At 45.8% G+C, this 12,662-nt stretch carries 10 protein-coding genes and 1 pseudogene; 4 read left to right on the top strand and 7 right to left on the bottom strand.

All coding sequences use genetic code 11. The features are described 5' to 3' along the window. Positions 1 to 11: 11 nt before the first annotated feature. From JO375_RS09975 to JO375_RS09990, 4 genes and pseudogenes are all read right to left on the bottom strand, one after another. Positions 12 to 2,507, bottom strand: a complete 2,496-nt coding sequence (locus JO375_RS09975; RefSeq protein ID WP_229524324.1) for a transglycosylase domain-containing protein — start codon at positions 2,505 to 2,507, stop codon at positions 12 to 14. Positions 2,508 to 2,972: 465 nt separating this feature from the next. After that, positions 2,973 to 3,295, bottom strand: a pseudogene (locus tag JO375_RS09980) (glycosyltransferase); the annotation flags it as partial. A 26-nt stretch (positions 3,296 to 3,321) separates the two neighbouring features. After that, complete coding sequence (gene map, locus JO375_RS09985; RefSeq protein WP_229524325.1) at positions 3,322 to 4,068, bottom strand: type I methionyl aminopeptidase; 747 nt, start codon at positions 4,066 to 4,068, stop codon at positions 3,322 to 3,324. 155 nt (positions 4,069 to 4,223) lie between these two features. Further along, entirely contained in the window at positions 4,224 to 5,492 is a 1,269-nt protein-coding gene (locus JO375_RS09990) for a DNA polymerase IV (RefSeq protein WP_229524326.1), read from the bottom strand. A gap of 633 nt (positions 5,493 to 6,125) precedes the next feature. Between JO375_RS09990 and JO375_RS09995 the strand changes: the two genes are divergently transcribed. From JO375_RS09995 to JO375_RS10010, 4 genes are read left to right on the top strand one after another with little or no spacing between them, the layout of a single operon-like run. After that, positions 6,126 to 7,241 (top strand): helix-turn-helix transcriptional regulator, encoded by a 1,116-nt coding sequence (locus JO375_RS09995; protein ID WP_229524327.1) that lies wholly within the window; start codon positions 6,126 to 6,128, stop codon positions 7,239 to 7,241. 40 nt (positions 7,242 to 7,281) lie between these two features. Then, positions 7,282 to 7,599, top strand: coding sequence for a hypothetical protein (locus JO375_RS10000; protein WP_229524328.1), 318 nt, complete (start codon positions 7,282 to 7,284; stop codon positions 7,597 to 7,599). After that, entirely contained in the window at positions 7,584 to 7,841 is a 258-nt protein-coding gene (locus JO375_RS10005) for a hypothetical protein (RefSeq protein WP_229524329.1), read from the top strand. Before JO375_RS10000 ends, JO375_RS10005 begins: the two co-directional genes overlap by 16 nt. 15 nt (positions 7,842 to 7,856) lie before the next feature. Continuing rightward, positions 7,857 to 8,783 carry an alpha/beta hydrolase family protein gene (locus JO375_RS10010; RefSeq protein WP_229524330.1) on the top strand — a complete coding sequence of 309 codons (927 nt, stop codon included), beginning with the start codon at positions 7,857 to 7,859 and terminating at the stop codon, positions 8,781 to 8,783. A gap of 545 nt (positions 8,784 to 9,328) precedes the next feature. Here the strand turns inward: JO375_RS10010 and JO375_RS10015 are convergent. From JO375_RS10015 to JO375_RS10025, 3 genes are all read right to left on the bottom strand, one after another. Beyond that, positions 9,329 to 9,616, bottom strand: a complete 288-nt coding sequence (locus JO375_RS10015; protein WP_229524773.1) for a stage VI sporulation protein F — start codon at positions 9,614 to 9,616, stop codon at positions 9,329 to 9,331. Between the two features lie 111 nt (positions 9,617 to 9,727). After that, positions 9,728 to 11,776, bottom strand: coding sequence for an ATP-dependent DNA helicase RecG (recG, locus tag JO375_RS10020; RefSeq protein ID WP_229524774.1), 2,049 nt, complete (start codon positions 11,774 to 11,776; stop codon positions 9,728 to 9,730). Position 11,777: 1 nt separating this feature from the next. Further along, a complete protein-coding gene (locus JO375_RS10025) occupies positions 11,778 to 12,647 on the bottom strand; it encodes a DegV family protein (RefSeq protein ID WP_229524331.1) in 870 nt (289 codons plus the stop codon). Positions 12,648 to 12,662 lie beyond the last annotated feature (15 nt).

Genomic DNA, 12,662 nt, shown 5'->3' on the forward strand with positions numbered 1-12,662 from the left:
GTCCATGTTGTTCAGTTTTGGGGTAGATCAGACGTAGTGCCCGGAGACTCCGTCTGGTTTTCTGGTTCAGCAGGAGCCCCCTGCCCATTTTCAATAGCAGGCTGTGAAGTATCTGCTGATGGCAAATCGTTGTTCTCATCAGGCATATCCAGCCCTGTGTCCGTATCAGGACCAGAAGGAATCGTTACCTCTGATGAAGTGTCCTCTTGGTCTGGTGCAGGTACTTCTTTCTCTGGAACCTCTTTTTCCTTTATATCCGGTTTGCTTGGCACGATGGCTCTGGAAGCACGCGGAAGCTGTTCTCTCCCGACTTCGGTCGGCACATATTTTTGATTAAACCAGTCAGTCACGAGACGACCGGATTGGCGGGAATAACGTCCCGGAAGTTTACCTGTAAGGCTAGAGACCGTAACTTTCACAACACCCGGTGGCTGTTTAAAATGCTTGGTCTTGAAAAGCTGGGATTGATCCTTGACCGTCTCATTCATAACCAGTGCCCACACCGACTGTGCTCTGGTATGCCCTGCTTGCGAAAGTGTATTTACCTGCTGACGGTAACCAGCCCAGACACCAAGTGTAACGTCAGGGGTGTAGCCCATGAACCACACATCGCCAAAGTTTTGCGTCGTACCGGTTTTACCCGCGATATCAATAGTGCCGTAGCTTTTAAAAGCTTTTTGCAGGCGCTTCCCGGTCCCCCTCGGATCTGATATCACAGTTCTGAGCATATCTGTCATCAAAAATGCGGTTTGCTGCGAATATACCCGCTTTGGCTGCGGTTTATATTCATATACAATCTTGCCCTCGGCATCCGTAATTTTACTGATCAGATGGGGTGTATTGTATACCCCCATATTGGGAATCGTTCCATATGCTGCAGTCAGTTCCTTGACGGATACTCCTTTGCTAAGCCCGCCCAGCACACCTGTCTGAGCATGCTCATCCTGCGGCTGTATCGTCGTAATTCCAAGAGAACGAGCAAAATTCCAGGCATTATGAATTTTAACTTCATATAAAAACAGTCTAAGAGCAGGAATGTTGATTGACCGATTGAGTGCTTCACGGGCTGTCATAAGCCCTTCGTATCTTCTATTATAATTTTTAGGAATATGATAGCCTTTACGTCCGTCTTTCAATATAATTTGCGAATCATCGATAAGAGCAGCAGGCTGAGTGTAGCCCTTTTCCAAAGCGGGCAAATAAGCAGCAATCGGCTTCATGGCAGAACCGGGCTGACGTGTCATTTGAGTTGCATAGTTCATTTGCTCGGTATTAAAATCCCTGCCCTCGATCATACCGAGTATTGCTCCCGTTTTATGATCAATCATGATGGCTGCAACCTGCTCTAATCCCTTCTCCCTGTTGTATGGGGAAAAGTTTTGCGGATTGGCTGCAATCTGCCGCATATCATTATAAATTTTCTTATTTATCGTTGTATAAATTCGATAGCCAGACCGCTGCAGCTCTTCCCGTGTATTTTGAAGAAGCTCAGCGTGCTCGGGCTTAGAAATCTCGGCTGCCGTAAGATTCGGGTTTTCCTGAAGCGCTAATAACTGAGCAGCCTCACGCTCTGTCTCCAGCATCAAATAAGGGAATGTGTTGTAGCTTTTTTCACGATGTGGCGCAAGCGTGGCCCTCACATCAAATCGGAGCGCTTCATTATATTCCATTCGCGTGAGCTTGCCTGTTGCCAGCATCCTTGCCAGCACAACACGTTGGCGTTCCATTGCTTTGTTGAAGCCTTCTTTATCAAAGTTTCCTTTACCATCAAAAGCAGAATAAACCGATGGCAATTGCGGCAGACCTGCTAAATAAGCCGCTTGGGCAACATGAAGCTTATGTAAATCACTTACATTAAAAATTCCTAGCGAAGCGGACTTGATCCCGTACAAATTATAGCCAGCCGAGCCGTTGCCAAAAGGCATTTTGTTTAAGTAAGCTGTTAATATTTTATCCTTGCTCATGAAACGCTCCATACGCAGTGCAAGCAGCATTTCCTTCACCTTACGGCTGTCTGTCTTATCCAGACTGAGGAACACCCGGCGGGCTACCTGTTGCGTTAGTGTGCTGCCGCCTGTCTGGTGGTTCTCGTTCAGAAGCTTCTGCCTAACGGCTCGGGCCGTCCCCTTTAAATCCACACCATGATGCTCATAAAACTGGCTGTCTTCCGTTGAAATAAGAGCATCTATGATGGACTGAGGCACATCCTTCAGATCAACGAGCTGTCGATCCTCCTCCATGCGCATTCGTCCAACTGGCGTTACCTGATCATTAAAATATACAAAGCTGGTCAGAGCGTTCTCATTCACCTTCTCATATATCAGCTGACGTGATCGTACAGGTTCATCATGAACCAGCGCCGCTACATAGCCGGATATAATCCCTCCGGCAAATAGCACTCCAAACAAGCCTGCCAGCGAGAACCACTTGATATTAATCAGCAAAACTTTGCCGAAAATACGCCACCTGCTGCGTTTTTTAGATGATGGTTGACGTTTTGGGCTCATATAAATGTTTTTCTCCCCTCGATGTTCATTCATTTTCCACCTATTTACGTTCAACATAATATGATACGCCATGTTAGGTTTCACGTAAACATAACGTTTCAAAAAATACATCCCAAACAAGAACACTTGTTCTGTATATGATACTATTAAACAAGTTTACATTCAAGATTTTTTGGAAAAATATAGGAGTCATATCTGGAAAGGAGATCTACTGTCTAGGAGAAGCAGTAAAAAAATGTTCCGATCTTATCATTCTATGTCTGCGTACACAGGATTATATCGGCATTCACTAAAAAATTACAAAGGGATTTCAAGAAAAGGTTCTTTTTGCAGACCGGAGTCTGGGTCAGAATATCCCAAACTCTTTACCACAGTTTATTAAACCGATAAAAAAAGCTTTCCATAACCACCCTTGGGGTGATTATAAAAAGCTAGTCTGCTTTCAGCGCCTATATCGATTGCCCAAAATTCTCCAGAAAACTGTTCGACAATGCCTTCAGTCAGGGTGTCCGCAAAAATGAATCATATGGATCTCGTTTTTGTCGGTTGCTGCAATATCCGATTTCCAATCTCCTTTGTACAGTCAAGGACTATTTCCGTAATCAATTGAAGGTGTGTATACAGCATATCCTGTAGCGCTTTAAACTGCCAGTTCGGATTCGCTGCACTTAAAAATTTGGCGATATCGTCGGCGTTTGTATGCCAATCCGCCTCTAACTTTTTTACATCCGCCTGCTCTCTCAGAAGATCAGCCACCTTATACCGGTCGATTCCCCATAATAAGGTGCAACAATAATACAGCATTCAGACTGGTCTATACTGCAGTCACGATAATTGGCTGATTCTTTGTAATGATAATGGTGTGCTCATGTTGTGCCACAAAGCTATTGTCGGGTACACATAAAGTCCATCCGTCCGTTTGCTCAACGACATACCCTGCACCTGTAGATAAAAAGGGCTCAATTGTAATGACCAACCCCTCTTTCAATACCCGTTTATCGTGCTTGTTATAAACGGGTAGAATGTCTTTTGGGGTCTCGTGCAGAGATTTTCCAATACCGTGGCTACACAGATTCTTAATTACATTATAGCCGCCTTTTTTAGCCTCGATTTCAATAATCCTTCCGATTTCGTTCAATTTTACTCCATGCTTAAGTGAAGAGATTACTTTCATCATTGTATTGTGTGTGTATTGACACAAACGCATTAATGATGGCTCGTATGGAGGTATCGGAAAAGAATGTCCCGCATCCGCATAATAGCCCCCCAATTCTGCAGAAACATCGATGTTTATTAAATCTCCTGGTTGAATGATTCGATTTCCCGGTATTCCGTGGGCAACGTCGTGGTTAATACTAATACATGTGTTGCCAGGGAAATTGTAAGTTGTCTTAGGTGCCGGCACAGCCCCATGCCTTTTCAAAAACTGCCCTCCAATATCATCCAGTTCCTTTGTCGTAATTCCTACACGTGCGTGATGTTTCATTTCACTAATCGTCAATGCAACGATTTTGCCAATTTCCTTCAGACCATCAATATCGTTTTGTGATCCTATTGTCATAAAAGCCCCTTATTTCCAAATTGGTTTATTATAACATAATATTGAATATTCCATTATTCTGCCCGTTTAGCTTAATGAAACATTGTCAGTCCAGAACTTTATTTTCTTCTGACATTTACAGGATCGGATTCTAGACAGCAATACACTTCCGGTTTTTATTTATAATGCCCCCCGATTTTCAAGGATCTTTCCAAAGCCTGACCGGCCTGCATTAAGGAGGAGGCTCTTACGATTGCCGTGCTGCCATAACGATCCTTGATGCTATCCGTGGCTTTCTCTAAAGAACGTGCTCGCTCCTGATCTTCAAAAAAGGAAAGTTGATACGTCTCCGCGTTGGTCAAGCCGCTCAGGCTCACGCCCAGGCGTCTCACTGGCATATGGTTCCAAAATTTATAGAAGATCTCCTTTGCAGCTTTGTAAATTTTATTCGTATTGTTGGTTGGATCGGACAGCTTCATCTGGCGCGAAAATCCGGTCGGCGCCTCATAAGGGCTGCACATGCAGCCGACGGTCACGACAGACCCCATATATCCTTTGCGTCGGCTGTCCCGGCACACCTCTTCTGTGAGCTCCAGCAGAATGGTCTCGATCTCGTGCGGCTCCACGTAATCTTTAGGCAAGGTCATCATATGGCCGACAGACTTCTGAGGGGTACTGAACGTATACGGAGCGACGGGGCTGTCGTCCAGGCCGTTGGCGGTTCTCCACATTACTTCAGCCTGAATGTCCGATTGCTTGCCGAAATGGGCGCGGAATTTGCGCTTCAGCTCCGGCAGCGGTGTTCTGGCGATATCCCCTATAGTGGTCATCCCGAGCCGTGCGAAATGGGCCGTCATGCGCGAGCCCACGCCGAACATTTTATTCACCGGCTGCGACCATAGCAACTGCCCAACATCTGTCTTGAGAAGTGTAAAGATGCCATTCTTGTTCTTTTTGGCCCATATATCGGTTGCGATTTTGGCAAGAATTTTGTTTGAACTAATCCCAATCCGAACCCAGACTCCGGTCTGCAAAAGAACCTTTTCTTGAATTTCCTTTGCAATATCTAAAGGACCACCAAATATTTTTAAACTTTTAGAAATATCTAAAAACTGTTCATCTATACTAAAAACTTCCACCAGGTCAGTGTATTCCTTGTATATATCTGTAATTGCCAAGGAGACATCGATATAATATTTCATACGGGGACGGACAATCACAAGTTCAGGACACTTCTTGAGAGCTTCACCGAGCCGTTCTGCTGTAGACACCCCGAAACTTTTGGCTATAGGACATGCGGCCAAAATAATCCCGGACCTGCGTGCAGGATCACCCGCTACCGCTAGCGGTTTATTTTTATACTCCGAGTGGGAAGCTTTTTCTACGCTGGCATAAAAGGACTGGCAATCCGCCAAAAGAATGGTCCGCTCAATTGTTTTAATCATGACTGCACCCTCCAATTCTTGTATTATTATAAACCGAACATACATTCTATAGGTAAGGTAATTGTTGGGGCTTAAATTTAGAAGAGAAAAAAGGTGACAGCATAAGGGTGCCAAATAAAAGCTCTTATCTTAGAAAATTAGGTATTAGACTATCTAATCCCTTCATGGAAAAAGCCAGTCACAGCACGAAAATAATGTATTAGACTTGGCTTGGTTTTTTAAAATATCGAACCCAGTCGTTCAATACAGTTTTTATTATGTGTTGAGAAGTTCCTTTAAAGCTTTTCAAAACGGGAATGGAATATGACGGAACATCTTTGGTTACTACAGCATTTGTTGCGATTATCGCACCACCACCTGGGTATAATCCCCAACTTTTCAAAAAAAGCTCTGATATTTTTCATTGGAAAAACACTATTTATATCTGAACCCATCATTTTCCCACCCCCCCACAAAATCCAAATTTATGCTTCGCATAAATTTGCTTAGGCTTTGCATAATCGAGCGCTTGATGAGGACGCTGGGTTTATTCTATATTGTTTCCCTGCGGTTGATTGTTTCTCGAAAAGTAAACCAAGAGTCGCTTGGAAGTTTACTTTATAAACCGTATAGTAATAAGCGGAGGTGACGTTGATGAAAGAAATCAATCTGGCATCGGTCATTGTGGCCAAACGCAGGGAAAAAGGAATCACGCAGGATGCGCTCGCGGCATATATCGGCGTTTCCAAAGCGTCTGTTTCTAAGTGGGAAACGGGGCAAAGCTATCCCGACATCACATTTCTCCCACAGCTTGCCGCCTATTTTAACATCAGCATAGACGAACTGATGGGCTATTCCTCGCAAATGGAACGGACGGACATCACAAAACTATACACCCGGTTGGCCTCCGATTTCGCTACTCTGCCTTTTGAAGATGTAATCGCGGAGTGCGCTACCATCATTAAAAAATATTACGCCTGTTTCCCACTCCTTTTGCAAATAGTCAAGCTGTACACAAATCACTTCATGCTGGCGGAAACGCAGGAACGAAAAGAGGCGCTCCTGAACGAAACCGTGACGCTATGTGAGCGGATTCAGGCAGAAAGCGACGATGTTCAACTTTCCAAAGAAGCCGTTTTATACCAGGCGATTTGCTGTCTGACACTTAATAAACCGCAGCGGGTTTTGGATTTACTTGGGGAAGGAATCCGACCCATGATCCCAGAGGGTGTGTTAATTTCACAGGCTTATCAGGTTATGGGCAACTTCGGCAAAGCCAAAGAAACCTTGCAGATTGACCTGTATCAGAATACGATGGCGACTTTCCACGGGCTGCTGAAAGTACTGCAAACGAATATGGACAACCTCGAAAAAGCGGAAGAGGCCTTTCTGAGGGCGACAGATATCGCACGAAATTTTAATATGGAGCGGCTAAACCCAAACAATGTCATCCTGCTTTATGCACAGGGTGCTCATATGTATTGCGCGAACAATTTCCTCGAAAAAGCAATTGAACTGCTTGGAAAATATGTGGACACCTGCGTAGAAGGATTCTTCCCCTTCGAGCTTCATGGAGATTCCTTCTTTGACCAGATTGAACCGTGGCTGAATGATTGCGGCGTAGCCGCGCCTCGCAACGAGCAGGTAATTAAGGAAAGCTTGATTCGGGATGGACTAATGAATCCAGCGTTCGATTCGTTGCGAGATGACCCTAGATATCAACGAATCGTTCATAAAATGGAAAAGTTTATAAAAGGAAATAAACTATAAAGAAATCATCAATTGGAAGCTGTTCTTCCTGCTTATTGCTGTGTGCGCCGTGACGGGCGTAATGGTTCTGCCGTTCACGTACGCGCTTGCGCCACTGCCAGATAACGCGCCTATGCAGAGCATCATACTGGCGCAGATTGCACAAACACTGGAGTTTAGTGCGCTGACTAGCTTTTTCGGATTGCTTTTGGCCCAGCGCATTGGGTTTGGTGCACCGATTCTGAAGGGAATTACAGGTGGCGAAAAGCAAAAGGGCTATTTGAATTCTATACTCGGCTCATCCGTCATTTGGGGCATTTTGGGTGGTGTGCTTGTCGTTTTATTGGCTTCCTGTTCTGGAATATGTCCGTTGAACTGATGAAGGCGGAAATGGCGGTGCCGGTTTGGAAATCCGCGCTTGCGATTTTCTACGGTGGCACAGCGGAAGAAATATTGTTCCGGCTGTTTTTGATGACGCTTTTGGTTTGGATTACTCTTAGCGTTATTTATGGTTGGCTCTACTGGAAAAAGGGGCTGGAGTCGGCTATGATTGCCCACTTTTCTACCGACATTGTGTTGCATATGCTCATTCCGCATGTAATAGCGCCATTACTTATCTAGTTGGAGGTTATGAATATGAACGAAAAAATAATCATTGGCAGGGGAATGAAATACCCTTTGAATGGGATTTTGTCGTTGCCGGATCATTGTACTTCAATGGTTCCGGCTGTGGTACTGGTACATGGCTCAGGCCCTGCGGATATGGATGAAAGTATTGGCGCTAATAAGCCGTTCCGCGATATTGCAGAAGCACTATCTGCCAAAGGAATCGCTGTGCTTCGCTATGACAAGCGCACAAAGATTTACGGGAAGCAGATGCTGAAAGAAAACCCCGGCGATGTTACTGTGGAAAGCGAAACAATAGAGGACGCCATCCTTGCCGCCAAACTGCTTAAAAATGACGGCAGAATTGACCCCGACAAGGTGTACATTTTAGGTCACAGCCTCGGCGGTATGCTCGCGCCGCGTATTGACGCGGAGGGCGGCGATTTCGCAGGTATAATCATATGTGCAGGCTCGCCGCGTACTTTGAGCGATATTTTGATAAGCCAAAATGATGATGTGCTCAGTCAACTGCCCAAATTTCTACAAAAAATAGCGAACAGGCAAATCGCGGGTCTCAAAGCCAAATTCGACGCCATCTCCGGTATGAATGAGGAAAAAGCAAAACAGACAAAGATTTTGGGTAAAACCTACGCATGGTATTTTAAGGAGATGGCCGAACATCCCGTTACCAATTATCTGACCAGAACAGAAAAACCCCTGCTGATATTACAGGGAGACAAGGATTTCCAGGTCTCCAAGGAAAAGGATTTCGCACTCTATCAGCAAATCTGCATCGGTAAGCCCAATGTCCGTTTCAAGCTCTACCCCGGATTGAATCACCTGTTTATGAAGTCGGTTTATAGCAGGGTCAAGGACTTCAAAAAAGAGTACAAAATCCCACAAAAGGTGTCTGCTGAAGTTTTGGAGGATATTGCGGAGTGGATATTGGCCAAATAATAAGTAGCTCTAGTCTAACTCATTTTCACTTGCTTTTCCTTCGTATATTCTTCTCCTTTAACAAGTATGAATTTGTATTTATCCCTAAAAAACAATAAAGCACTGAATCTCACATCTCCTAAAAAGGCCCTAACAGAGTGAAATTCAGTGCTTTTTATCGTTTTTACCCGGGGATAAAAACAAGCATTTAATTTTTATTTACGATGATATTAACATCATTTTATTAGAAAAAGCAATGCAATTTCCGAATCCGTCTCCAAAGGACATCGTTTCCTCAAACGTCACGCCAAGCATATTCTGTAGTTTTTGACCGTCTTCAAATTAGTGCTTGCTTTTTTCATAAGTCCCCCTCTTTATGCACACATTTCATACATATAATATGATTTTACACAGATATCAATCGGTTTTCACCTTTATGTATACAAGCAGAACCGGGATTGAAAAAGTATGTCCTTTAAAAAAGGATCGCCTGACATCAGGCAATCCTTTTCCCTAAGTGCTTCACACCGCACAAGGGAATGCTTTCAAATCCCCTGTCACATGCATCAACGGAACATTCCCCACAGTTTGATCAGATGGAACGTATTGGACGGATCAATTTTTTGTGCCAGTACAAAGGCTGTCAATTGCTCCTCCTGCGCGGCTGTTAGCCGCTCGTTCAAAATAGCAGAAGTGGACTTCACAAGATGACGTACTTTGGTCTTATTTTGCAGGTCCACTTTGGTCACACCTTCGATCTGTTGCTTAACCCGGTCCTTAAGCGCACGGTTTTTCATTTTCAGTTTAATCCGCTCCACCAATTGCGGACTGATTCCATATTGCTGATAGCTCAATGTTGCCACACCTCCCATATCATCGGTCATTCCCAAATATATGACGGCTGGCCTGTCCATTGTGCCTATCTAAATTAAAAGGATGAAAACAACCTCATACTTCCTGCGGAATCAGTCGATGAGATCGCCTTGGAAAATCTGCTCTTTTTGCAAATAACCGCGCAGTGCTTCATATTGCGGAGATGTCCAAAAGGACGAATCCTTGATCAGATCCGTTGCATCCTCACGAGCCTTTTCCAGCACCTCAAAATCCGCTACCATATCTGCTAACCGAAACTCGGGCAGCCCACTCTGCTTGGTGCCAAAAAAATCACCCGGCCCTCTCAAGTCCAGATCGCGTCTGGCGACCTCAAAGCCATCGTCCGTCTCGGTCATCACCTTCATCCGCTCCTGACCAACCTCCGACTTGGGATCAGCAACCAGTATACAGTACGAGGCATGGCTGCCCCGTCCGACACGCCCGCGCAGCTGATGCAACTGGGATAATCCGAAGCGATCCGCATCCATAATGACCATTAGCGTCGCATTCGGCACGTCTACCCCTACCTCTACGACTGTGGTTGAAACGAGCAGTTGAACCTCATTCGCATAAAAAGAACGCATAACCTCTTCCTTTTCCGCTGGAGTCATTCGTCCATGCAGCAACCCAACGCGGTAATTCGGAAAAGCCTGCTGCATTTGAATATGTAAATCAATGGCGTTCTGCACATCCAGCTTATCTGACTCCTCAATTAACGGACAAATCAAATAAGCCTGCCGCCCCTGATCTACCTCACGGGAAATAAAACCGAGTACCCGATCCATCAGATCATGCTTTACCCAATACGTCGAAATTGGAATGCGCCCCTTGGGCCGCTCTGATATTGTGGACACATCCATATCACCAAAAGCTGTGATCGCCAGCGTACGCGGGATCGGTGTTGCCGTCATCGTCAGCACATCGGGATTGTATCCCTTACGACGTAATATGCTGCGCTGATTCACGCCGAATCTGTGCTGCTCATCCGTTACGACAAGCCCGAGCTGGCGGAAATACACATCCTCCTGAATAAGGGCATGGGTGCCCACGACAATGTCTAGCAGCCCCATTTGCAAGGAGGCAAGCAGCTCCTTACGCTTCTTTCCGGTCGTGCTTCCTGTCAGTAGCCCCACACTAATGCCAAAGGGCTCAAACAGCTTGTGAAGTGACCGCATATGCTGCTCGGCCAAAATTTCAGTTGGCACCATAAGCGCCCCCTGAAAACCGGAACGCACGGTGGCAAATAAAGCAATGGCAGCAACAACCGTTTTACCGGACCCGACATCACCTTGAAGCAGACGGTTCATACAATAGGACGAGCGCAGATCGTGCAGAATCTCAAGCTCGACCTTTTTCTGTGCATCCGTTAGTTCAAAAGGCAGGGACCTCACGAACTCACGAACTGTAGCGTTATCCACTGTGTGCACAACCCCGTCTGCCCGGCCACGATTTAACGCCCGGAAAGCTTGCATTTTCAATTGAAATAAAAAAAGCTCCTCATACACCATCCGGCTGCGAGCCTCTTGCCCCTCTCGGTTGTCCTGAGGCTGGTGTATCCCCGTAATGGCTTTTTTACGAGGCATCATACTGTATTTACGTACAAGCAGCTCAGGCAAAATTTCAGGAATCATTTCACCGAACTGCTGAAGTGTCTGATTCATGGTTTTCCGCATCCAGCTTTGCGTAATCTTGCCACCTATAGAGTATACCGGCTGAAGTGTCCCTGAACGGGCTACTCCTTTATCGGGAAACTCGGAATCCGAAACGGTCATTTGCATTCGTTTAAGGTCCCATTTACCCGTTACCACAATTTCACGGCCTGATATCAGCTGGTCTTTCAAGAAATGCCGATTAAACCATGTCGCGGTAAACATCCAATCCTCGGCCATCAATTTACAAGTCAGTCTTGATTTGCGCCCGTATCGTTGGAGCACCGGAATGCCCATAATTTTGGCCTGTACCGTAATCCTGTCTCCGTCCTTCACTTCGCTCAGCGAGCGCAGACGATAATCTTCATACCGGAACGGATAATATTCCAGCATATCCTGTACGTTGGAAATGCCAAAAGCGTGAAGCTCTCCTTCTTTGAGAGCACTCACGCCGTGTATTTGTTCTAATGGTATTTGATCCAGTTGCAACATATTACCTCTCATCTCCGGCCGGCCATGCAAAAATGGCAATCGTTCCTGGTCCAACATGGGTTCCAATCACAGCGCCGATTTCCGTATAAATTCGATCCCCCAGCTCAAAATGTTCTGCCAGCTGCGCTTCAAACGCTTCTGCTGCTGAGCGATCCGCCGTATGCCCTACAGCAATATTTATTTTTTGACCCTTTAGATCCCGCTCCAACAGTTCAATAATCCGTGCTGTCGCTTTTTTATGTCCCCTCGCCTTATCGACCGGATAAATGATACCGTCCTTATCAATCGAAAGAATCGGCTTAATGTTCAGCAGCGTACCAACCATAGCCGCAGCTTTGCCAATACGTCCGCCTTTTTGCAAGTATTCCAGCGTGTCTACCAGGAAATACAAACGGCGACGCTCACGCCGATGTTCCAAAGCCTGAACAATATCAGCCGGGGATTGTCCGGCAGCCGCCAGCTCTGCAGCATAGACTACAAGCATACCGTATCCGTATGAACCTGACTTGGAATCCACTACGGTTACTCTGTCTTCATTCGCCTCCAGCATGGATTTGCCCAGCAGAGCGGATTGATATGTCCCGCTTACCCCGGAGGACAAATGAATAGAAACAATCTGGCTCTGAGGATGCTGCTCCAGCAACGTCGTAAAAGCCTCCAGAAAACGGGCCGGTGAAGGCTGTGACGTCGTAGGCAGCTCATCAGCCCGCACCAGTTCGCTGTAAAACTGAGCCGCTGACATTTCAATACCGTCCAGGTAGGTCGTGCTGCCAAACATGACCATCAGCGGTACAACGATTATACCGAGACGGTCTACCAGTTCCTGTGGAATATCGGCTGTGCTATCCGTAACAATAATGGTATGGTTCATCCGTCAGACCTCCTT

It is taken from the genome of Paenibacillus farraposensis (assembly GCF_020736845.1).
GTDB classification, from domain to species: domain Bacteria; phylum Bacillota; class Bacilli; order Paenibacillales; family Paenibacillaceae; genus Paenibacillus; species Paenibacillus farraposensis.

Bases quoted from the DNA above. Each gene is read 5' to 3' on its own strand.
- JO375_RS09990 (WP_229524326.1), bottom strand. From the start codon at position 5,492: ATGATTAAAACAATTGAGCGGACCATTCTTTTGGCGGATTGCCAGTCC.
- JO375_RS10025 (WP_229524331.1), bottom strand. From the start codon at position 12,647: ATGAACCATACCATTATTGTTACGGATAGCACAGCCGATATTCCACAG.
- map (WP_229524325.1), bottom strand. From the start codon at position 4,068: ATGACAATAGGATCACAAAACGATATTGATGGTCTGAAGGAAATTGGC.
- JO375_RS09975 (WP_229524324.1), bottom strand. From the start codon at position 2,507: ATGAGCCCAAAACGTCAACCATCATCTAAAAAACGCAGCAGGTGGCGT.
- JO375_RS10010 (WP_229524330.1), top strand. From the start codon at position 7,857: ATGAACGAAAAAATAATCATTGGCAGGGGAATGAAATACCCTTTGAAT.
- recG (WP_229524774.1), bottom strand. From the start codon at position 11,776: ATGTTGCAACTGGATCAAATACCATTAGAACAAATACACGGCGTGAGT.
- JO375_RS09995 (WP_229524327.1), top strand. From the start codon at position 6,126: ATGAAAGAAATCAATCTGGCATCGGTCATTGTGGCCAAACGCAGGGAA.
- JO375_RS10005 (WP_229524329.1), top strand. From the start codon at position 7,584: ATGTCCGTTGAACTGATGAAGGCGGAAATGGCGGTGCCGGTTTGGAAA.